At 70.3% G+C, this 21,939-nt stretch carries 20 protein-coding genes; all 20 read right to left on the minus strand.

Going from position 1 to position 21,939, the window contains the following annotated elements; all coding sequences use genetic code 11:
* Positions 1-5: 5 nt before the first annotated feature.
* The 20 genes from Q0A34_RS11640 to pyrR all read right to left on the minus strand — a co-directional run bounded on the left by Q0A34_RS11640 (position 6) and on the right by pyrR (position 21,939).
* Positions 6-1,241 carry a bifunctional 3,4-dihydroxy-2-butanone-4-phosphate synthase/GTP cyclohydrolase II gene (locus Q0A34_RS11640; RefSeq protein WP_291480183.1) on the minus strand — a complete coding sequence of 412 codons (1,236 nt, stop codon included), beginning with the start codon at positions 1,239-1,241 and terminating at the stop codon, positions 6-8.
* A 44-nt stretch (positions 1,242-1,285) separates the two neighbouring features.
* Positions 1,286-1,936: a riboflavin synthase gene (locus Q0A34_RS11645; protein ID WP_291480148.1), complete on the minus strand. Its 651-nt coding sequence runs from the start codon at positions 1,934-1,936 to the stop codon at positions 1,286-1,288.
* A gap of 49 nt (positions 1,937-1,985) precedes the next feature.
* Positions 1,986-2,126: a hypothetical protein gene (locus Q0A34_RS11650; protein WP_291480149.1), complete on the minus strand. Its 141-nt coding sequence runs from the start codon at positions 2,124-2,126 to the stop codon at positions 1,986-1,988.
* Positions 2,127-2,209: 83 nt separating this feature from the next.
* A complete protein-coding gene (gene ribD / locus Q0A34_RS11655; protein ID WP_291480150.1) occupies positions 2,210-3,298 on the minus strand; it encodes a bifunctional diaminohydroxyphosphoribosylaminopyrimidine deaminase/5-amino-6-(5-phosphoribosylamino)uracil reductase RibD in 1,089 nt (362 codons plus the stop codon).
* Complete coding sequence (rpe, locus tag Q0A34_RS11660) at positions 3,295-3,978, minus strand: ribulose-phosphate 3-epimerase (RefSeq protein WP_291480151.1); 684 nt, start codon at positions 3,976-3,978, stop codon at positions 3,295-3,297. The genes ribD and rpe overlap by 4 nt, the downstream gene beginning before the upstream one ends.
* A gap of 47 nt (positions 3,979-4,025) precedes the next feature.
* Entirely contained in the window at positions 4,026-5,528 is a 1,503-nt protein-coding gene (locus Q0A34_RS11665; RefSeq protein WP_291480152.1) for a transcription antitermination factor NusB, read from the minus strand.
* Positions 5,528-6,529: a methionyl-tRNA formyltransferase gene (gene fmt, locus Q0A34_RS11670; RefSeq protein ID WP_291480153.1), complete on the minus strand. Its 1,002-nt coding sequence runs from the start codon at positions 6,527-6,529 to the stop codon at positions 5,528-5,530. The genes Q0A34_RS11665 and fmt overlap by 1 nt, the downstream gene beginning before the upstream one ends.
* Positions 6,526-7,029 carry a peptide deformylase gene (def, locus tag Q0A34_RS11675; protein WP_291480154.1) on the minus strand — a complete coding sequence of 168 codons (504 nt, stop codon included), beginning with the start codon at positions 7,027-7,029 and terminating at the stop codon, positions 6,526-6,528. The genes fmt and def overlap by 4 nt, the downstream gene beginning before the upstream one ends.
* Positions 7,030-7,096: 67 nt before the next feature.
* On the minus strand, positions 7,097-9,121 hold the full coding sequence (locus tag Q0A34_RS11680; protein WP_291480184.1) for a primosomal protein N': 2,025 nt from the start codon (positions 9,119-9,121) through the stop codon (positions 7,097-7,099).
* 111 nt (positions 9,122-9,232) lie between these two features.
* Positions 9,233-10,492: a methionine adenosyltransferase gene (metK, locus tag Q0A34_RS11685; RefSeq protein ID WP_291480155.1), complete on the minus strand. Its 1,260-nt coding sequence runs from the start codon at positions 10,490-10,492 to the stop codon at positions 9,233-9,235.
* A gap of 181 nt (positions 10,493-10,673) precedes the next feature.
* Positions 10,674-11,930, minus strand: a complete 1,257-nt coding sequence (coaBC, locus tag Q0A34_RS11690) for a bifunctional phosphopantothenoylcysteine decarboxylase/phosphopantothenate--cysteine ligase CoaBC (protein ID WP_291480156.1) — start codon at positions 11,928-11,930, stop codon at positions 10,674-10,676.
* A gap of 129 nt (positions 11,931-12,059) precedes the next feature.
* Positions 12,060-12,332 carry a DNA-directed RNA polymerase subunit omega gene (gene rpoZ, locus Q0A34_RS11695; RefSeq protein ID WP_038548496.1) on the minus strand — a complete coding sequence of 91 codons (273 nt, stop codon included), beginning with the start codon at positions 12,330-12,332 and terminating at the stop codon, positions 12,060-12,062.
* A gap of 26 nt (positions 12,333-12,358) precedes the next feature.
* Positions 12,359-12,964: a guanylate kinase gene (gene gmk / locus Q0A34_RS11700; RefSeq protein WP_291480157.1), complete on the minus strand. Its 606-nt coding sequence runs from the start codon at positions 12,962-12,964 to the stop codon at positions 12,359-12,361.
* A 5-nt stretch (positions 12,965-12,969) separates the two neighbouring features.
* Positions 12,970-13,290 (minus strand): integration host factor, actinobacterial type, encoded by a 321-nt coding sequence (mihF, locus tag Q0A34_RS11705; RefSeq protein ID WP_291480158.1) that lies wholly within the window; start codon positions 13,288-13,290, stop codon positions 12,970-12,972.
* 311 nt (positions 13,291-13,601) lie between these two features.
* The gene (gene pyrF, locus Q0A34_RS11710; protein ID WP_291480159.1) at positions 13,602-14,435 is read right to left on the minus strand and encodes an orotidine-5'-phosphate decarboxylase; all 834 of its coding nucleotides are present in this window, start codon (positions 14,433-14,435) and stop codon (positions 13,602-13,604) included.
* Positions 14,422-17,772: a carbamoyl-phosphate synthase large subunit gene (gene carB, locus Q0A34_RS11715; protein WP_291480160.1), complete on the minus strand. Its 3,351-nt coding sequence runs from the start codon at positions 17,770-17,772 to the stop codon at positions 14,422-14,424. The genes pyrF and carB overlap by 14 nt, the downstream gene beginning before the upstream one ends.
* Entirely contained in the window at positions 17,773-18,960 is a 1,188-nt protein-coding gene (gene carA, locus Q0A34_RS11720; protein ID WP_291480161.1) for a glutamine-hydrolyzing carbamoyl-phosphate synthase small subunit, read from the minus strand.
* Complete coding sequence (locus Q0A34_RS11725) at positions 18,957-20,348, minus strand: dihydroorotase (RefSeq protein ID WP_291480162.1); 1,392 nt, start codon at positions 20,346-20,348, stop codon at positions 18,957-18,959. The genes carA and Q0A34_RS11725 overlap by 4 nt, the downstream gene beginning before the upstream one ends.
* Positions 20,345-21,346, minus strand: coding sequence for an aspartate carbamoyltransferase catalytic subunit (locus tag Q0A34_RS11730; RefSeq protein ID WP_291480163.1), 1,002 nt, complete (start codon positions 21,344-21,346; stop codon positions 20,345-20,347). The genes Q0A34_RS11725 and Q0A34_RS11730 overlap by 4 nt, the downstream gene beginning before the upstream one ends.
* Entirely contained in the window at positions 21,343-21,939 is a 597-nt protein-coding gene (pyrR, locus tag Q0A34_RS11735; RefSeq protein WP_291480164.1) for a bifunctional pyr operon transcriptional regulator/uracil phosphoribosyltransferase PyrR, read from the minus strand. The genes Q0A34_RS11730 and pyrR overlap by 4 nt, the downstream gene beginning before the upstream one ends.

Consider the following 21,939-nt stretch of genomic DNA (forward strand, 5'->3'; position numbering starts at 1 on the left):
GGGTGTCAGGGTGCTGCAGGGGTCAGTGAGTCGATCTGGTGGCCCATCCGGTCGCGCTTGGTGCGCAGGTAGGCCTCGTTCTCCGGGTTGGCGGGCAGTTCCACCGGCACCCGGCGGGTCACCGGGATGCCGTGGCGTTCCAGGTCCAGTCGCTTACCGGGGTTGTTGGAGAGCAGCGCCACCGAGGTGACCCCGAGGTCGCGGAGGATCTGCGCGGCCGCACTGTACTCGCGCGAGTCCACCGGCAGACCCTGCGCGGTGTTGGCGTCCACGGTGTCCAGGCCGGTGTCCTGCAGGTTGTAGGCCTTGAGCTTGGGCACAAGTCCGATGCCGCGCCCCTCCTGGCCGCGGAGGTACACCAGCACCCCCCTGCCTGCCTCGGTGATCAGGTCCAGTGAGGCGGAGAGCTGCTCGCCGCAGTCGCAGCGCAACGAGCCGAAGATGTCTCCGGTGAGGCACTCGGAGTGCACGCGCACCAGCACGTCCTCGCCGTTGTCGGAACGCAGGTCGCCGGCGACCAGGGCCACGTGCTCGACACCGTCGACCAGGCCGCTGTAGGCCACGGCGTGGAAGTCGCCGAAACGGGTGGGCAGGCGCGCCTCGACACTGCGGGAGACCACCGGGGTGTGCACGCGGCGCCACTCGGCGAGCTGCTCGATGGAGATCAGCGACAGTCCGTGTTCGTCGCAGAACCGGCGCAGTTCGGGAAGACGGGCCATGCCGGTGGGGTCGTCCTCCGAGACCACCTCGCACAGCACACCGGCGGGACGCAGCCCGGCGGCGCGGGCGAGGTCCACCGAGGCCTCGGTGTGCCCGCCGCGCTGGAGCACGCCGCCCTTCCTCGCCCGCAACGGCACCACGTGGCCCGGGCGGTTGAAGGACTCGCGGGTGGACGCCGGGTCGGCGAGCAGGCGCAGGGTGTGGGCCCGGTCGGTGGCGCTGATGCCGGTGGTGATCCCCTCGGCGGCGTCGACGGTGACGGTGTAGGCGGTGCCGCGGACGTCCTCGTTGCGCGCCACCATCGGCGGCAGGCCGAGACGGTCGGCCTCCTCGTCCGGCACGGCGGCGCAGATGTAGCCGGAGGAGTGCCGCACGGTGAAGGCGACGGTCTCCGGGGTGGCCATCTCGGCGGCGAAGATGATGTCGCCCTCGTTCTCACGGTCCTCGTCGTCGACGACGACGACCGGCTTACCGGCGGCGATGTCGGTGATGGCGTCCTCGACGGGGTCGAGCAGGCTCACCCGGTCAGAGGAGGTGGCCGGACGGGTGGTGTCGTTGAGGTCGCTCACTGGGCGTCTCCTTCTGATCCTTCTGATCCTACTGCTCCATCGGCCTCTGCGAGACGTTCGAGGTACTTGGCCAGGACGTCGCACTCAATGTTGACGGTGTCGCCGGCGGCGAGATCGCCGAGCATGGTGTCGGCGAGGGTGGTGGGGATCAGCGAGACCTCGAACCACGGGTCGGTGACGGGACCGACCTCGGCGACGGTCAGCGAGACACCGTTGACCGCGATGCTGCCCTTCTTGGCGATGTAGCGGGCCAGGCCGGCACCGCCACCGTCGGCGAGGGTGAAGCGGAAGACCTCCCACTCACTGCCCCGGGTGCGTGAGACGAGCGACCCAGTCCCGTCCACGTGTCCCTGGACGATGTGGCCGCCCAGGCGTCCGCCGGCCGGGGTGGCGCGCTCCAGGTTGACCCTGTCACCGGGGCGTGCGGACCCCAGGGCGGTGTAGTCGAGGGTGACCTTCATGCAGTCGGCCCAGAAGCCGGTGCCGTCGAACTCTGTGACGGTGAGACAGACCCCGTTGACGGCGACGGAGGCCCCGTGGGTGGCGTCCTGCAGCACCCGGCTGCAGGCGATGCGGATGCGCTGGGCGTCTGCGGTGCCGTCGACCTCGGCGACCGTGCCCGTCTCCTCGACGATTCCGGTGAACATAACTGTTCAGTCTAGGACAGGACGGCGGTCCGGTGTGCAGCGGGGCACATCAGTGGTCCGGGTTGTGCGCCAACTGCACCACACGTGCCGTACCGGCCCTGTCGACCCACTGTGCCCGGCCGGGAGGCATGCGGCGGAACTTCACCCCGGGCCAGATCAGTCCCTCCTGGCGCTCCCCTGACAACAGCACGCCGCTAGTCGGCGACGGTCCGTCCGTCCCTCACATCCGGCAACGGTGAAGGGAGCAGAACACCGTCGATGTGCGGCGATGTACTAGGAGCCCTGCCACGAACGCGTCGTCACAGTCAACACGTCCCCACCGATGGTGTCCGCCGACCTGAGCGTGAACCTGTGGATTCCCGCCATCGTGGTGGCGGTGCCCGGCCGTGCGGCCACCGCAGGCAGCCCCGCCCCCAGCAGTGCCGGGGCCGTGTAGGCCTCCACCGCGTCAACCAGGCCGGCGTCGATGAACGCGGCGGCCAGCTGCGGTCCACCCTCCACGAGTACGTCCACCAGTCCCCTGCCCGCCAGCTCACCGAGCACTGTGCCCGGATCGCGCGACGGGACATGCAGAGCCGGCCGGACCGCCGCCTCCTCCGGCAGCGCGGTGACCCCCACGACCACACGTAACGGCTGATGGTCGTAGAGCGTCCCGTCCGGTCGGCGCGCCGTCAGCCGCGGATTGTCCACCGCCACCGTCCCGGAACCCACCACGATCGCGTCCCGACGGGACCGGTCCAGGTGCACCCGCTGCCTAGCCTGCCCCCCGGTGATCCACTGCGATGACCCGTCCGTCGCCGCAGCGAACCCGTCCAGGGTGGCGGCGTACTTCAACGTGACATGCGGACGTCCCAGCCGTTGCGAGACGAGCCAGGGCTCCACGCTGAACACCGGTGTCCCGGGCGGCACAGCGCTGAGCCGGAGTAGCGGGCCGAGAACCTCGACGCCGTGTTCACGCAGGTACGTCGCCCCGCCACCCGCCGTCTCCCCGGGATCGGCGAACACGAAGACGACCCGGCGGACCCCCGCCTGCACCAGGGCCCTGCTGCACGGGCCGGTACGCCCGGTGTGGTTGCACGGCTCCAGGGTGACGACCGCAGTCCCCCCGCGCGCCTTCTCCCCCGCCGTGGCGAGAGCGGCGACCTCCGCGTGGGCGCCCCCGGGCGGACTCGTCGCACCGACCCCCACCACCGCGCCGTGCCGATCAAGCACCACCGCACCCACCGGAGGGTTCGGGGAGGTGGTCCCCCGCACCCGGTGGCCGGCCTCGTCCGCCGTGAGAACCGCCCGGGCAAGTGTCCCGGCCTCGTCCTGTCCGCTGCCCGCTGCGGTGAGCAGGGGAACGAGCACCTCCTCCGTCATGCCCCGGCGGCAGCCGCAGCGGTGTTCCGGAGCTCGGTGACCCGCGACTCAGGATTCTCCGCGCCGAAGACACTCGAACCGGCGACGAACACGTCCACCCCTGCCTCGGCACTGACCCCCACAGTGTCCGGACCGATGCCGCCGTCGATCTCCACCAGGGTCTCCAGGCCGTCGGCGTCGATCCGGGCCCTCAGCGCACGGACCTTGTCGAGCACCTCCGGCATGAACGACTGCCCGCCGAAGCCCGGCTCCACACTCATCACCAGCACGGTGTCGAACGAGGCGAGCCGGTCCAGCAACGGCTCCACCGGGGTACCCGGCCTGACACTGACCCCGGCCTTCGTCCCCGCTTCCCGCAGCGTGGCCGCCAGGGCGACCGCGGCGTCCACGTCCTCCACCGCCTCCAGGTGGAAGGTCACGTTGCCGAACGCGGCGTAGTCCGGCGCCCACCGGGCCGGATCCTCGATCATCAGGTGCACGTCCAGGAAGGTGTCCGTGGAACGCCGCACGGCCTCCGCCACCGGCAGCCCGAAACTCAGATTCGGCACGAAATGGCCGTCCATGACATCGATGTGCAGCCAGTCCGCCCCCGGAACCAGGGCGATGCTGCCCCGGATATCGGCGAAATCGGCGGCGAGGATGGACGGGGCGATCACGGGGGTTCGGCGTGTGGAACTCATGGCCGTGATTCTAGCCGTTCGGTCCCGCCACAGGTCGCCGCCCTGGGTCACTGCCGCCGCAGCACGGCGAAGAACATCGCGTCCGTGCCGTGACGGTGCGGCCACAACTGCACGAACGGGCCGTCGTTACCGGTGAGGTCCGGGAACAGCGCCGCGGCGTCCTCGATGACCGCGCCGGTCTCCTCCGCCACCGCACGCACCACCTCCGTGGTCTCCGCCGGGTGCGGTGAACAGGTCGAGTAGACCGTGACACCGCCAGGTGCCGTCGCCGCCAGCGCCGAACGCAGCAGGTCCCGCTGCAGGGACACCAGCGGCGGGACATCGTCGGACTTCTTGCGCCACCGGGCCTCCGGCCGCCGACGCAGTGCCCCCAGCCCCGTGCAGGGGGCGTCCACGAGCACACGGTCGAAACCGGGCCGCTCACCCGAGGGCACCTCCAGTCCGGGGATCCCGGCCAGCTCGCGACCGTCTCCCACGTGCACGTCCACCGGCAGCCCACGGGTGGCCTTCCGGACGAGCTCGGCACGGTGCTCCGCCGGTTCCACCGCATCCACCCGGGCACCGTCGCCCATGGCCCAGGAAGCCAGGAAGGCGGTCTTGCCGCCCGGTCCCGAACACAGGTCGAGCCACCGGCCCCGGTCACCGTCCACCCGGGCCCGGAGCATCGCCAGGGCGATGAGCTGACTGCCCTCGTCCTGCACCGACGCCAGCCCCTCCTGGACCGGTTGCAGTGTTCCGGGGTCACCTTCGGACAGGTACACCGCATACGGCGACCAGCGACCCTCCTCCCCGCCGGTGACCAGCGCAAGCTCCTCCGCGGAGATCTGCCCGGGCCGGGCAGCCAGGTGGACCAGCGGCCGCTGGTCGTCGGCGTCCAACGCCGCCTCCAGCTCCGCCGCCGGAGAATCCGGGCTGCCGCCGAGTGCCACGTTGAAGACCTCGGCGATCCACCGAGGGTGGGCGTGCCGGAGCGCCAGCGCCGCCAACGGCTCCATCCCGTCGGTCACCGTGTCCAGCCACTGCTGCGGCGTTGAGCGGGTGATCCGGCGCAGCACCCCGTTGGTGAAACCGGCGGCCTTCTCCTCTCCGTTGGCCTTGACCAGCTCCACCGTGGTGTTCACCGCGGCATGGTCGTCGACCCGGGTCCGCAGGATCTGGTAGGCGCCCAGTCGCAGCGCGTCCAGCACCGTCTCGTCGATCCTGCCCACCGGACGGCCGGACGCCTCGGCGATCACCGCGTCCAGCAACCCCTGGGCACGCAGTGTGCCGTAGGTGAGCTCCGTGGCGAAGGCGGCGTCGCGGCCCGTCAACCCCGCGGACTTCAGTGCACCCGGCAACACCAGGTTGGCGTAGGCGTCCTGCGAGCTGACCTGGCGCAACACACCGAAGATGACGTCGCGCACCCGGTCGCCGGACCCCCGGGCCGAACGCTTCTCCTCGTACTCCCTACGGTGCGACTCGCTTCGCCGCCGGTAGCCGGCGGTGTCCTTCTGCCCCGGGCGCCCCTTGGCGGGCTCCCCCGACGTCGACCGTGCGCGGAAACCCGCCATCAGGACTCTCCCTCTGCTGTGCTGTCGAATACCACCGTACGCCCGTCGCCGAACAGGTCAGGCCGGCCGCGGGCCCAGTCGGCGGCGGCCATCATCTTCTTGCCCGGCGGCTGGATACGGGTGACCTCCAGGACGTCGTCACCGGTGCCGACGAACACCGCCTCCTTTGTGGCCTGCACCTGCCCGGGGCCGAGCTGACCGATCGCCGGGGCCTCCCCGTCACCGGTGAAGCGCAGCAGCCCCAACTTGTACCGCTCCCCCTCGAGCACCGTCCACGGCCCCGGAGCCGGGGTGTGCGCCCGCGCCGTGCGCTGGACCACCGCCGCCGGTGCACGCCAGTCGACCCGGGCGTCGGCACTGCCGATCTTCGGAGCGTAGGTGGAACCGTCGTCGGACTGCGGTTCCGGCACCACCGCGCCGGACTGCAGGCCTGACAGGGTCTCAGCCAGCAGCACCCGTCCCGAGAAGGTCAGTCGGGTCAGCAGGTCGTCAGCGGTGTCCTCGGTGCCCACCGGTTCGGTGACCTCCCCGGTGACCGGGCCGGCGTCCAGCTCCGGGACGATGCGGAACGTCGTCGCCCCCGTCGTCTCGTCCCCCGCGGCGATCGCCGCCTGCACCGGTGCAGCGCCACGCCACCGGGGCAAGAGCGAGAAGTGCAGGTTGATCCACCCGTGGGTGAATATGTCCAGCACATCCTCCGGGAGGATCTGGCCGTAGGCCACCACGGCCGCCGCCTCGACGCCGTCACGGGCGTACCCCCGCAGGATGTCGCGGACCTCGGCGGCTTCCTCGTGCCCGGGCTTCAGCGAGGCGAACTTGTGCACCGGGACCCCGTGCGCCGCGGCGACCTCCGCGACATTCGAGGGGTGCAGGCTACGGCCGCGGCCCCGTCGCGCGTCAGGCTGTGTCAGCACGGCGACGACCTCGTGCTCGGACTCGGTGAGCAGGTACTCCAGGGTCACGGCCGCTGGTTCCGGGGTGCCGGCGAACAGGATCCTCATCGGTTGAACCACTCACTCGCCCGGATGTCCGCCATCACCGCACGCCGGTCGGCTGGCTCCATGCGCTGGAAGAACATTACCCCGTCCAGGTGATCGGTCTCATGCTGCACGCACCGTGCCATCAGGCCGGTGACCTCACGGTCCACCGGCGCGCCGTCCAACGTGAGCCCGGAGACCCGCACCCGCTCGTGCCGGGTCACCTGCCCACCGGTCTCCGGGACCGAGAGACAGCCCTCCCGTCCGGTCTGCACCCCCTCACCGACCGGCTCCCAGACCGGGTCGATGAGGTGCCCCCGGTCGCCGTCGCAGTCGTAGACGAAGACCCGGCGGGTCACACCGACCTGGTTGGCGGCCAGGCCGACGCCCCCGGCGGAATCCATGGTCTCCAGCATGTCGTCGATGAGGGTGAACAGTGCGTCGTCACCGGTGGGGTCTCCCACCGGGTCGGCGACCGTGCGCAACACGGGGTCGCCGAACAGACGGATATCGAGAACGGTCATGGGGCCACAGTCTACCGGCGCACGCCGGAGGGCCGGGGACGGGTGCCGGGAAGGGAGGCAGTCCCAGCTAACCCACCCGCACCGGGTCGACCACGATCCGCAGCGGATCGGTCTGCCGGCGGGTGGCCCGCAGGGACTGGGCCGCCCGCAGCGACGCCCCCAGGGCCTCCACGGTGTCGCCGGGGGCTTCCGACGGGACCGGCACGCGGATGATCAGCCTCCGGGCCCGGTCCGCCTCCCGCTCACCCAGTCCGGCGGGCAGACGCACCCCCGGGGGCAGTTCCACCGGCCCCAGACGCTCCACGGCACCGAGCTGTCCCGGTGGGGTCCAGGCGTCCTCGAACTGCTCCAGGGACGTGGACGTTCCGTCCACCGCGACGAGGGTGACCGCCGGCGGGAAGCCGGCCTCCCGGCGTCCCTGCAGCTCGCGGGCCGCCGCACCCTCAGGGTCCCACCGGATCAGCGCCTGCACCGTGGGGTCGTCCGGAGCCACGGCGACGACGACCTCCCCGCCACGCTCGCGCGGCACCGCCAGACAGGACGCCTCCATCCACTGCCTCAGCGCGTTCTCGACGGCCCGCAGGTCCTCGCGGCCCAACGTCAGCCAGGTGTCGAGCACGACCACCGCGCCGTAACCGCCACCGTCGTCGACGACCGGTTCCGACCCCGGGGTGGCCACCACCAGCCCCGGCTGGTCGGGGACCTCCGTGCGCATCTGCCCGCCACCGGAGACCACCACCGGCACCCCGGTGAAGGCACGGCCCAGTTCCTCGGCGGTCCGTTCCTGGCCGACCACCGACATGCGCAGGGTGTGACCACCGCAGTGGCCGCAGGTGAAGTGCCCCTCAAGTGCGCCGCACCACCTGCACCGGGGAGAAGATCCCGCGGCATCTGCGGAACTACCGCCCGGCAGTTCCAGCGGACCGTTGCACCGTCGGCACCGGGCCGGTGTGCGGCAGGTCGAGCACGCCACCGCGGGGGCGTAACCACGACGCGGCACCTGCACCAGGCAGGGCATACCGGCGTCCAGGCTCCGGCGCATCGCCTTGATCGCCGCCGAGGGCAGCCGGGCGTGACCGGCGTGCGCGTCGTGGATGTCGTCGAGGGCGTGGATCCACGGCATGCGCTGCCGGAGGGTCTCCGCGTCCGGGCGCAACGTCGGGGTGAACCCCTCCTCCACCCACTGCTGGACCTCCGCCGAGCGGTGTGCACCACCGACAAGCAGCGCGGTGGACTCCAGTTCGGAACGCAGGCGCAGAACCTCCCGCGCGTGCAGGTAGGGCGCCCTCGGGTCCACCAGACTGTCGTCGGCCTCACCCAGCAGCACGATCAGGCGCAGGTCCTTCACCGGAGCACTGGCCGCCGACCGCGTCCCGACCACCACCCGTCCCTGACCGGCGAGGACCGACAGGTAGTGCCGGTAACGTGCCGCGGGGCCGACCTTCGCGGTGAGTTCGGTGATCTGGGCCGCCGACAGGTACACCCGTAGTGCGGTGACCAGCCGGTCGACGTCGCGCTGGTCCGGCGCGACCACCAGGACCCCGCCGCCGGACCAGGCCACCGAGGAGACGGCCTCGGCCACCCGGGCCGCCCAGTCCTCCCCCGGTGTCCACAACCAGGAGGCCCGGGCGGCACGCCCCCCGTGGACGGCGCGCAGGAAACTGTCGGCGTGACGGTAGCCCGCCCAACCTGTCGCCGCGGCCTCACGCGGGGCGGACACCAGATCCTCACGTGCCACCAGGGAACCGTACAGCTCCTCCCAGTCTGCACCGCCGCCGAAGAGGCCGTCCTTCTCCGCGGAGGCGTGCCTCGCGGGCACCAGGGCACGGATCACGTCCGAACGGGTGCCGGCGTAGCGGTCCGCGAGATGGTTCACCAGCGCCCACAGGTGCGGCGGGACGAGCTGTACCGGACTGATCACCCTGTTCAACGGTGCCAGGGTGCCGACATGGTCGGTGGTGCGCCGGCGCTCCACCAGAAGGGCGTCCACCAGGCGTCCGGCGAACCTCACCCGTACCTTCACCCCGGGGCGGGCCTCGTCGGCGAGTTTCGCCGGGACGGCGTAGTCGAAGAGCCGGTCCAGGTGCGGCATGCCCAGCAGCGGCAGCACCCGGGCGACCGGGTCGCTCACCCCGGTCGGCTCAGCCACCCCGGGTGCGGTCCCGGCGGCGGGGGCGTCAGACGTCTCGGCCACCGCGTGGGCCTACTGTGCGACGTTCGCCGCGATGATCTCCTCGACCGCCGCGGTCAGGGCCCCGGCACGGTCGGTGTTCTCCCACGGCAGGTCGATGTCGGTCCGGCCGAAGTGACCGTAGGCGGCGGTCTGCGCGTAGATCGGGCGCAGCAGGTCCAGGTCCCGGATGATCGCCCCGGGGCGCAGGTCGAAGACCTCACTGACGGCCTGCTGGATCTGCTCGTCGCTGAGGCCGTGCTGTGCGGTGCCGAAGGTCTCCACGTACAGGCCGACCGGGCGGGCCCGGCCGATGGCGTAGGCCACCTGCACCTCGGCCCGGTGAGCCAGGCCGGCGGCGACGATGTTCTTCGCCACCCACCGCATGGCGTACGCCGCGGAGCGGTCCACCTTGCTCGGGTCCTTGCCGGAGAACGCGCCGCCGCCGTGCCGGGCCATACCGCCGTAGGTGTCGACGATGATCTTGCGGCCGGTGAGGCCCGCGTCACCCATCGGTCCGCCGAGGATGAAGGACCCGGACGGGTTGATCAGCAGGGTCAGCTCGCCGGTGACGAAGTCCTGCAGGCCGGCGTCCTCGATGACCCAGTCGACCACGTGGGTGCGCAGCTGCTCGGTGAGCTCCGCCTGGCTGATCTCCTCGTCGTGCTGGGTGGAGATGACCACGGTGTCCAGGTGGGACGGGCGGCCCTCGGCGTCGTAGGCGAAGGTGACCTGGGTCTTGCCGTCCGGACGCAGGTGGTTGACGATCCCCTCCTTGCGCACCTGGGTCAGCCGGCGCGACAGCCGGTGTGCCGTGGCGATCGGCAGGGGCATCAGCTCCGGGGTCTCGTCGGTGGCGTAACCGAACATCAGGCCCTGGTCGCCGGCGCCGGACTGGTCGACGTCCTCGTACTTGTCGTCGGCGGCGCCGCTGCGGATCTCGTGGGAGGTGTCCACGCCGTCACCGATCTCCTGCGACTGCTCACCGATGGCGATGTTGACGCCGCAGGTGCGGCCGTCGAAGCCCACCGAGGAGGAGGTGAAGCCGATGCTCAGCAGGGTCTCGCGGACAAGCTTGGGGATCTCGACGTAGGCGTCGGTACGGACCTCGCCGGCCACGTGCACCTGACCGGTGGTGACCAGGGTCTCCACGGCGACGTGGGAGTGCGGGTCCCTGGTCAGCAGTGCGTCGAGGATTGTGTCGGAGATGGCGTCGCAGATCTTGTCGGGGTGGCCCTCGGTCACGGACTCACTGGTGAAGAGGCGGGGGCTTGCATTGGACGAAGTGGTCACTGGCCTGAACTTCCTGACTTCCTGTCGTGATGTGTCTTGTGATTCCTGAGCGTGGGGCGTGCCCGAACGTCACCATCCTAGACCAAGCAGTCTGTAAGGTGGTGGCGCAGGGCCGCGGGGGACGTCCCCGTCGTCTCGTGCCGTGCGGCGACGTACGGTGCCGTACGGCGTCCTCCGGAGGTCAGCCGGGCAGAAGCTCCTCGAGTGCGTCGACGATGTACGAGGCGACGATCAGCTTCGACGCGTCCGGGACCTCGGTGACCTCCTCGGCACCCGGACGGTCCCCCGGGGTGAGGATCCAGCCCCTGCTGTCGTCCTGACCGAAGACGACCCCGTCGCCGACCGCGTTGCACATCAGCAGGTCGCAGCCCTTACGCTCCAGCTTTGCCCGGGCGTGGTCCAACGGCGAGTGACGGTCGTCCCCGGTCTCCGCGGCGAAACCGGCGATCACCAGGTCCTCCGGCAGCCCGCCGCCGCGGCGACGTTCCACCAGACCCTGGAGGATGTCCGGGTTCTCCGTGAGTGCCAGGGTCGACAGGTCGTCGTCCCCGCCCTTCTTCAACTTCGCGTCAGCGGCGCTGGCCGGCCGGAAGTCCGCCACCGCGGCGGCCATGACCACCGCGTCCACCCCGCCGGCGAGCTCCCCGACCACCGCCTCGAGTTCACGGGCGCTGCGCACGCGCGTCACCCGGGCACCCGAGGGCACAGGCAGGTCGTCGGTCACCCCGGCGACCAGCTCCACCTGGGCGCCACGCTGCACGGCGACGTCGGCCAGGGCGAAACCCTGGCGTCCGGAGGAGGCGTTGCCGAGGTAGCGCACCGGGTCGAGGGCCTCATGGGTTCCGCCGGCGGTCACCAGGACCCGCCGGCCCGCCAGCGACTGGCGGAACACGCCGAAGCGCTCCCGGGCCGCCGTCGCCAGCGCGCCGATGTGCTCCGGCTCGGGCAGACGCCCGGGACCGGAGTCCGTGCCGGTGAGCCGGCCGTGGGCGGGTTCCAGCACCGTGACGCCGCGACGCCGCAGCGTGGCCACGTTCTCCCGGGTGGCCGGGTTCTGCCACATCTCCGTGTGCATCGCCGGGGCCAGAACCACCGGACAGGTGGCGACGAGGACGCTGGCCGTCAGCAGGTCGTCCGCGCGGCCGTGCGCCAGCCGGGCCAGAAGGTCCGCGGTCGCCGGGGCGACGACGACGAGGTCGGCGTCCTGTCCGAGCCGGACATGGCGGACCTCATCCACCCCGTCGAAGACGGTCGTCGACACAGGGTTCCCCGACAGCGCCTCGAACGTCGCGGCACCGACGAAACGCAGGGCCGACTCCGTCGGGATGACATGCACGTCGTGCCCGGCCTCGGTGAAGTGGCGCACCAGGGCGCCGGACTTGTACGCGGCGATGCCGCCACCGACGCCCACGAGCACGTTCAGTTTGTTTTCGCTCACGGGAACCCAGCCTAGCCCACCGCCCTACGTCGTCGCGGAGCGGGAACGGGTCAGGCCCGCCACCGACGACTCCTCCCCCTGTGACAGGGGCGGGGACGTCCGTGACGGGCCCGGCACGGGGTGGGGCGGTCAGCCTTCGGTGTGCTCCAGCAGATCGCCCTCGATCTCACGGAGGGCCACCGACAGCGGCTTCTCGTGGGCTTCCGGGGTGACCAGCGGGCCGACGAACTCGAACACGCCGTCACCGACGGTCTGGAAGTAGTTGTTGATCTGACGCGCCCGCTTGGCCGCGAAGATCACCAGGGCGTACTTCGAGGACACCTTGGTCAGCAGATCATCGATCGGCGGGTTCGTGATGCCGACCGCCGGGTCGAAGACGGTTGAGTTGTCGTTGGTTTCCACTCCACACCTTTGTTTCTCGAATAGTCTTACTGTGCGCGTCCGGTCAGCAGAGCGCTGATCTCGGCGACGGCTTCGGTCACGTCCCGGTTGACGACGACCCGGTCGAACTCGTCCTTGGAGGCGAGCTCCTCACGGGCGGTCTCGAGCCGACGGCGGATGACGTCCTCACTCTCGGTACCGCGCCCGGTGAGCCGTTCCACCAGGTCCTCCCAGGTGGGAGGTGCCAGGAACACCGTGAGCGCCTCGGGCATCATCCGCTTGATGTTACGCGCCCCGGCGAGGTCGACCTCGACGAGGACCGGACGGCCCGAACGAAGAGCCTCGGTGACCGGCTGCCGGGGAGTGCCCGACAACTGCAGTCCGCCGTGGATCTCCGCCCACTCGAGCATGAGACCACGGTCCACCTCCTCCCGGAAACGCTCCCGGGTGACGTAGTGGTAGTCCCTCCCGTCGACCTCACCGGGACGGGGGTCCCGGGTGGTCCACGAGACGCTGAAGAACAGGTCAGGCACCGTTGCCTTCAACTGTGCGACGACCGTGGACTTCCCGACCGCCGACGGTCCCGCCAGGACGACCAGGTGCGGTCCGGACACGTCCGTGCCCTGCGCTTCGGCCTGCACTTGCGGGGTCAAGGCTCCTAGACCTCGAAACCGAAGCGCTCCAGCAGGGCGCGACGCTGACGGTCACCGAGACCGCGGAGGCGACGGGTGGGGGCGATCTCCAGCTCGGTCATGATCTCCTGGGCCTTGACCTTGCCGACCTTGGGCATGGCCTCGAGAAGGGCGGACACCTTCATCTTGCCGATGATGGGGTCTTCCTCGGCGTCAGCAAGGACCTGCTTGAGGTCGGTGCCTCCACGCTTGAGCTTCTCCTTGAGCTCGGCACGGGCCTTGCGGGCCTCGGCGGCCTTCTTCAGGGCTTCTGCACGCTGCTCCGGGGTCAACTGGGGAAGGGCCACGGGTTCCTCCGTCTTGTTCTGTGGTTCGATGTCACTTGCTTTGGGGTACTTCGGTGTTTCAGCCGGTCGGAACTGCGCCCGACCGTCAGCCTCGACGAATCCTAGCGATGCGCTGTGCCGGATGGCAACAGCCCCACACGGAAAGTACGCGCCTGGTGTCTGTTCGACGTCCGGCGCCGCCCCCCACGTTGACACGGGAGAAGCGTCGCAGGTCGCGACCATGAAACAACGCGCCAAGTGTAGCACTACGACCGGGGGATGTTGAACAAACCCCCAGTTCGCGTTCCGTGGGGCGGTGCCGGACGGGCCGGTCAGACCTGCGGGAACGCCGCCGCGGCCTCCACCACGGCCCGACGCAGATCCCCAACATCCGGGCCCGCGGAGAGCACGGACCGCGAGATGTTGGGGCTGGCCCACTTCTCGGCGGCACCGGCGATCCGGCGGATGTCCTCCACCGCCCCGCCCTGGGCACCGACCCCCGGCATCAGGACGACACCGCCGATGTCGTCCAGCTCCGGCGGGTCGGTGACGGTCGCACCGACGACCACGCCGACGTTGCCGCCACCGTGGTGCGGGGCGTTGTGCCCGGCGGCCCAGTCGACGACGCTCTGCGCCACGCTGCGGCCCCCGGGGGTGGCCAGGGTCTGGAACTGGGGCCCCTCGGGGTTGGAGGTCGCGGAGAGCACGACCACCCCCCTGCCGGAGGCCTCGCCGGCCTCCAGGGCAGGGGCCAGCGAGTCCAGCCCGAGGTACGGGGACACGGTGACCGCGTCCGCGCACAGCGGGGAGTCGTCGGACAACCACGCCCGGGCGTAGCCGGCCATGGTGGAGCCGATGTCGCCACGTTTGGCGTCGGCGATGACCAGGGTTCCGGCGCGGCGCAGTTCCGCCAGGGCCCGTTCCAGTACGGCGAGACCCGCGGAGCCGAACGCCTCGTAGAAGGCCACCTGGGGCTTGACCACGCAGGCGGTGTCGGCGAACGCCTCCACGCAGAGCCGGGAGAACGTCTCGAGGCCCGCCACGTCGACACCCAGGCCCCAGGACTCCAGGATGCCCGCGTGGGGGTCCATCCCCACACAGAGCCGCCCCAGGTCCCGTGACCGGGCGAGATAGCGCTCGCCGAAGGTGCCGTCAGAAGTTGTCATGCTCGACGTCCTGGATGGCACGGACCACGGTGGTGGACCCCTTCAGCGCCTCGATGCCCTGCACGGCGGCGACCGCCCCCTGCACCGTGGTGACGCAGGAGACGCCCTGGCGCACAGCGGCGGCCCGGATGTCGTAGCCGTCGCCACGGGCAGCGGCGGTGCTCGCCGGGGTGTTCAGGATGAAGTCGATCGAACCCTCGTCGATGAGGTCCACGATCGAGCGCTTGCCCGACGCGGCGGCACCTGACTCGATGTCGGTCTGCTTCGCCACGACCTCGCACTCCAGACCGTTGCGCCGCAGCATCGCCGCGGTGCCTTCGGTGGCGACCAGGTCGAAGCCCAGGGAGGCCAGACGCTGGATCGGCAGGATCATGGTCCGCTTGTCGCGGTTGGCCACCGAGACGAACACCCGTCCGCTGGTCGGCAGGGAGCCGGTCGCGGCCTCCTGGGACTTGGCGAAGGCGGTGCCGAAGTCGGAGTCCAGGCCCATGACCTCACCGGTGGACTTCATCTCCGGGCTGAGCAGGCTGTCGAGCATCTCGCCCTCCGGGCTGCGGAAACGGTTGAAGGGCATGACCGCCTCCTTCACCGCGATCGGGTGGCCCAGCGGCAGTGAACCGCCGTCCCGGTCCCCGGGGATCAGGCCCTCGGCGACGAGCTCCCGGATCGGGGTGCCGGTCATGATCCGCGAGGCGGCCTTGGCCAGCGGCACACCGGTGGCCTTCGAGACGAAGGGCACGGTGCGAGACGCCCGCGGGTTGGCCTCGATGACGTAGAGGATGTCGTCCTTCAGGGCGAACTGGATGTTCATCAGCCCCTTCACCCCGATGCCGTGGGCCAGGGCGGCGGTGGAGCGACGGACGTTGTCGATGTCGCTCTCGCCCAACGTCATCGGCGGCAGGGCGCAGGCGGAGTCACCGGAGTGGATGCCGGCCTCCTCGATGTGCTCCATCACGCCGGCGAGGTAGACCTCCTCGCCGTCGCAGAGGGCGTCGACGTCGATCTCGATGGCGTTGTCCAGGAACCGGTCCACCAGGACCGGGTGGTCCGAGGTGATCTCGGTGGCCCTGTTGATGTAGTCCTCCAGGGAGCTCTCGTCGTAGACGATCTCCATGCCACGGCCACCCAGCACGTAGGACGGACGGACCAGCACCGGGTAGCCGATGCGGGAGGCCACGTCGCGTGCCTCGGCGAAGCTGGTGGCGGTGCCGAAGGCCGGGGCCGGCAGGTCGGCCTTCTCCAGGACGGTGCCGAACTCGCCGCGGTCCTCGGCCAGGTTGATGGCTTCGGAGGTCGTTCCGATGACGGGGACGCCGGCGTCGGTGAGGCGCTGCGCCAGGCCCAGCGGGGTCTGGCCGCCGAGCTGGACGATCACACCGGCCACGGTGCCGGACTGCGTCTCCGCGTGGTACACCTCCATGACGTCCTCGAAGGTCAGCGGCTCGAAGTACAGGCGGTCGGCGGTGTCGTAGTCGGTGGAGACGGTCTCCGGGTTGCAGTTGACCATCACGGTCTCGTAGCCGACCCGGGACAGTTCCAGTGCGGCGTGCACACAGGAGTAGTCGAACTCGATGCCCTGGCCGATCCGGTTCGGGCCGGACCCCAGGATGATGATCTTCTCGCGGTCGCGCTGTTCGGCGACCTCGGACTCGGCCTCCGGGTCGAGCTCGTAGGCCGAGTAGTGGTACGGGGTCTGTGCCTCGAACTCCGCGGCGCAGGTGTCCACGGTCTTGAACACCGGACGGATGCCCAGCGACCAGCGCAGCGAGCGTACACCGTCCTCACCTGCCAGCTCCGGACGCAGCGCGGCGATCTGGGCGTCGGACAGGCCCATGTACTTCGCCTCACGCAGCAGTTCCTCGGACAGCACCGGGGCGCTCTCGAGCTCCGCGCGGAAGTCGACGAGGGCCTTGAGCTCGTGCAGGAACCAGGGGTCCACCCCCACCGAGGCACGGTGGACCTGGTCCACGGTCGCGCCCAGTCGCAGGGCGAGCTCCATGTCGTAGATCCGGCCCTCGGTGGGACGGCCCAGGTCGTCGAGCACGGCCGCGAGGTCGGTGGCCCGCTCGCCGGCGAAGTACTCGTCGCTGGTGGTCCAGAAGCCGGCCGGCCTGGTCTCCAGGGAGCGCAGCACCTTGTTCAGCGCGGCGATGTAGTTGCGGCCCACGGACATGGCCTCGCCCACCGCCTTCATGGTGGTGGTCAGGGTGTCGTCGGCGCCGGGGAACTTCTCGAAGGCGAACCGCGGTGCCTTGACGATCACGTAGTCCAGGGTGGGCTCGAAGGCGGCCGGGGTCACCTGGGTGATGTCGTTCCGCAGCTCGTCGAGGGTGTAGCCGATGGCCAGCAGGGCGGCGATCTTGGCGATCGGGAAGCCGGTGGCCTTGGAGGCCAGGGCCGAGGAGCGTGAGACGCGAGGGTTCATCTCGATGGTGATCAGACGGCCGTCCTCGGGGTTGACGGCGAACTGGATGTTGCAGCCGCCGGTGTCGACACCCACGGCGCGCAGGATCGCGATGCCCTGGTCACGCATGATCTGGTACTCGCGGTCGGTGAGCGTCATCGACGGTGCGACGGTCATCGAGTCACCCGTGTGGACGCCGAGGGCGTCGACGTTCTCGATGGAGCAGATCACCACGGCGTTGTCGTCGCCGTCTCGCATGAGCTCGAGCTCGTACTCCTTCCAGCCGAGGATGGACTCCTCGATGAGCACGTTGGCCTCCGGGGAGGCGGCGAGTCCGCCACCGGCGATGCGGTCGAGGTCCTCGTAGGTGAACGCCAGGCCGGAGCCCAGTCCGCCCATGGTGAAGGAGGGGCGCACCACGACGGGCAGGCCCAGCTCGGCGACGGTGTCGTGGACCTCGTCCATGTTGTGGCAGACCCGGGAACGGGCCGATTCCCCACCGATGGAGGCGACGATGTCCTTGAACTTCTGGCGGTCCTCGCCACGTTCGATGGCGTCGATGTCGGCACCGATGAGCTCGACGTCGTACTTGTCGAGGATGCCGGCGCGGTCCAGCTGGATGGCGGCGTTCAGCGCGGTCTGCCCGCCGAGGGTGGCGAGCACGGCGTCGACCGGGTGACCGGCCTCCTTCTCCGCGGCGAAGATCTTCTCGATGTACTCGGGCTGGATCGGTTCGATGTAGGTGTGGTCGGCGAACTCCGGGTCGGTCATGATGGTGGCCGGGTTGGAGTTGATCAGCGAGACCCGCAGGCCTTCCGCCTTCAGGGCGCGGCAGGCCTGGGTCCCGGAGTAGTCGAACTCACAGGCCTGGCCGATGACGATCGGGCCGGAGCCGATGACGAGGACGTGGTTGATGTCGGTGCGCTTCGGCATTTAGTTGTTCCCTTCCATCAGTTCGATGAACTGGTCGAACAGCGGATTGGCGTCATGAGGACCGGCGGCGGCCTCGGGGTGGTACTGGACGGAGAAGGCGAGGCCGTTGTCGAGGGCGACTCCCTCGACACAGTCGTCGTTGAGGCAGGTGTGGGTGACCTGGGCGGTGCCGAAGTCGGTGTCGAACGGCTCGCCGGCGCGGCCGCTGAGGGCGAAGCCGTGGTTCTGCGAGGTGATGTCGATCTTCCCGGTGAGGTGGTTGAGCACCGGCACGTTGATGCCGCGGTGGCCGAACTTCAGCTTGTAGGTGTCCATGCCCAGGGCGCGGCCCAGGATCTGGTTGCCGAAGCAGATGCCGAAGAGCGGGATCTTCTTCGCCAGCACGGTGCGGACCTGCTCGACCATCACGTCGGCGGTGGCGGGGTCGCCGGGCCCGTTGGAGATGAACACGCCGTCCGGCGCGTACTGCTCGATGAGCGGCTCGACCGGGGTGTTGGCGGGCACGACCACGGTGCGCACACCACGGGCGACGAAGTTGCGCGGGGTGTTGGTCTTGATGCCCATGTCGTAGGCCAGGACGGTGAAGCGCGCCTTGTCGGCGCCGCCCTCGGGCTCCAGCACGTAGGTCTCGTCGGTGGAGACCTCGGTGGCCAGGTCGGCACCGGCCATCGACTGCTGTGCGTTGACCTCGTCGACGAGCTCCGCGACCGGGCGGTCGGCGGCCTCGCCGCTGAAGACACCCGCGGCGACGGACCCCTTGTCGCGCAGGTGCCGCACGATGGCACGGGTGTCGACACCCTGGATGCCGATGACACCCTGGGCCTCCATCTCCTCCGGGAGGCTACGTGCGGCCCTCCAGTTGGACACGGTGCGCGACAGGTCGCGGATGACCAGCCCGGCGACCCAGATGCGGTCGCCGTGGGATTCGCCGTCCTCGTCGTTCCAGCCGGTGTTTCCGATCTGCGGTGCCGTGGCGACCACGATCTGCCGGTGGTAGGACGGGTCGGTCATCGTCTCCTGGTAGCCGGTCATGCCCGTGGTGAACACGGCCTCACCGAGGGTGGTGCCGGTGGCGCCGAAGGCCCGGCCACGGAACACCCGTCCGTCGCCGAGCACCAGCAGCGCGGGGGTGCGGGAGGAAGTCACAGCAGTACTCTTCTCTGTCGTCTCAGTCGTGGTAACGGTCATTTGTCGTTCACCTGGCCGTCGCGGCAGGTGACCTTCCCCCGCAGCAGCGTGGTGGTCACCTTCACGGGCAGGTCCATCCCCTCGTAGGGGGTGTTGGAGGATTTCGAGGCCATGTCGTCGCCGTGGGCGGTCCACCGCCGTCGCGGGTCGACCACGCACAGGTTCGCCGGCTCACCGACGGCCACCGGACGGCCGTGGCCGGGCAGGCGGAGAATCTCGGCGGGACGTTCCGACATCACCCGTGCCACGAACCGCCAGTCCTGGCGCTCCTGGTCCTCCGGCGGGTCGGTGACGAACAGCTGGGCGATGATCGCCAGCGAGGTCTCCAGGCCGAGCATCCCGGGGCGGGCCCGGTCGAACTCGCAGCACTTCTCCTCGGAACCGTGGGGGGCGTGGTCGGTCGCCACGCAGTCCACGGTCCCGTCGACCAGGGCACGGCGCAGGGCGAGGGTGTCGCGCGTCTCACGCAGCGGCGGGTTCACCCGGTAGTGCCCGTCGTAGGTCTCGAGCTTCTCGTCGGTGAGGATGAGGTGGTGCGGGGTGACCTCGGCGGACAGCGGGATGCCGTGCTCGCGGGCCCAGCCCAGCAGTTCCACGGTCCCCTCGGTGGAGGCGTGGCAGATGTGCAGGCGTCCGCCGTAGTCGCGGGCCAGCAGGGCGTCGCGGATCACGATGGACTCCTCGGCCACCCGCGGCCAGCCGCGCAGTCCGAGCCGGGCGGCGGTCTCGCCCTCATGCGCCACCGCGCCCTCGGTGAGGCGGGGTTCCTCGCAGTGCTGGGCGAGCAGCACGTCCAGTCCCCCGGCGTACTCCACGGCCCGGCGCATCAGGCGCGGGTCGTCGACGCACTTGCCGTCGTCGGAGAACATGCGCACCTTCGCGTCCGAGTCGGCCATCATGCCGAACTCGGTGAGCTCACGGCCCTGCAGGCCACGGCTGATGGAACCGACCGGGTGCACGTCACACAGGTTCCTCTGCTGGCCCTTGAGCCAGACCATCTCGGCGATGGCGGGGGTGTCGGTCACCGGGTCGGTGTTGGCCATGGTGAACACCGCGGTGAAACCGCCCCGGGCGGCGGCGGCCGACCCGGTGGCGATGGTCTCGGTGTCCTCGCGGCCGGGTTCACGCATGTGCACGTGCATGTCGACCAGACCCGGCAGGAGTACCTGTCCGTCGAGGTCGAGAACCTCCGCACCGGGGGCGTCGATCGCGCCGGCGGCGGCGATCTCGACGATCACGCCGTCGCGCACCAGGACGTCCTGCGGCTCGCCTTCGCCGTAGGGAAGGACGCCGCGCAGCAGCACCTCACCGTCGGCGGCCGGATGCAGCGCACCGGTGGCCGGGTAGTCGTTCACGTTCTTCTCCTCCGGGATGGGTGTGTTCGTCATCGGTGGTCCCCCGCCTCTCCCCGGGCACCGTCGGTACCGACAAGCAGGGTGAACAGGGCGGCCATGCGCACGTGCACACCCGCGGTGACCTGGTCGAGGACCACGGACTGGGGTGCGTCGGCGACGGCGTCGTTGATCTCCATGCCGCGCAGCATCGGGCCGGGGTGCAGCACCACGGCGTCGTCCTTCAGGGACTCCAGGCGGGCCTCGGACAGGCCGTAACGGGTGGCGTACTCGCGGTGCGACGGGAAGAAGCCGCCATCCATGCGCTCAGCCTGGACCCGCAGCATCATCACCGCGTCGGCACCGGCGATGGCCTCGTCCATGTCGTGGCTGATCCTGACGGTACCGGCGGCCGGGGCCCCGGCGGCGCCGGCGTGCGGGTTGACCCAGTGCTCGATGCCCGGGGCCAGCAGGGTGCGCGGGGCGACGAAGGTGACGTCGGCCCCGAGGGCGGTGAGCAGCAGTGCGTTCGACCGGGCCACCCGCGAGTGCAGGATGTCACCGACGACCACCACGTGGCTCCCGTCGAGGTCGCCGATCCGGTTGCGCAGGGTCACCGCGTCCAGCAGGGCCTGGGTGGGGTGCTCATGGGAGCCGTCGCCGGCGTTGAGCACGCTGATCCCCCCGGGCCCACGACCCACCCAGTCGGCCACCTGGCGTGCCGCACCCGACGAGGGGTGCCGCATGATGATCGCGTCCGCCCCGACGGCCCGCAGGGTCAGGGCGGTGTCCTTGAGGGACTCCCCCTTCTTCACCGAGGACGAGGAGGCGGAGATGTTGATGACGTCCGCGCTCATCCACTTCCCCGCGGTCTCGAAACTCGAACGGGTACGCGTGGAGTTCTCGTAGAACAGGGTGAACACAGTGCGGCCGCGCAGTGTCGGAAGCTTCTTGACCTCACGGTCGCGCAGGGAGTCGGCGAAACGGTCAGCCTCGTCCATCAGCAGGGTGATCTCGGAGGTGTCGAGGTCGGCGATACTCAGCAGGTGCTTCATGCGTGCTCTCCTTCGGGCGCCGTGTCCGCCGGGCGCAGGAGCTCCACGCGGTCGGCGCCGTCGATCTCGGCGAGGGAGACACGGACGTCTTCGCTGGTGGAGGTGGGGATGTTCTTGCCCACGTAGTCGGCCCGGATCGGCAGTTCCCGGTGTCCACGGTCGACCAGGACGGCGAGCTGGACAATGCGGGCACGTCCCACGTCCTGCAGGGCGTCCAGGGCCGCGCGGATGGTCCGACCGGAGTAGAGGACGTCGTCGACGAGGACGACGGTCGCACCGTCAATGCCTTCACGGGGCACACTGGTGGGCTTCAGCGCCCGGTGCGGGGTGGACGTCAGGTCATCCCGGTAGAGGGTGGCGTCCACGGAACCGTGGAAGACGCCGACACCGCTGAACTCCTCGATCCTGGCCGCCAGTCGCGCCGCCAACGGCACGCCCCCCGACGGGATCCCCAGGAGCACGACCCGGTCCGAACCGGGGCTGTCCAGAGCTGTCTTCTCGATGATCTGGTGCGCGATGCGTGCGACAGTACGTCCGACGTCGTCCGCGCCCATGAGGGCGACGGTGGTGCCGTCGGAATGCTGTGTGCTCAT

It is taken from the genome of Corynebacterium sp. (genome assembly GCF_022712195.1).
Lineage (GTDB): Bacteria > Actinomycetota > Actinomycetes > Mycobacteriales > Mycobacteriaceae > Corynebacterium.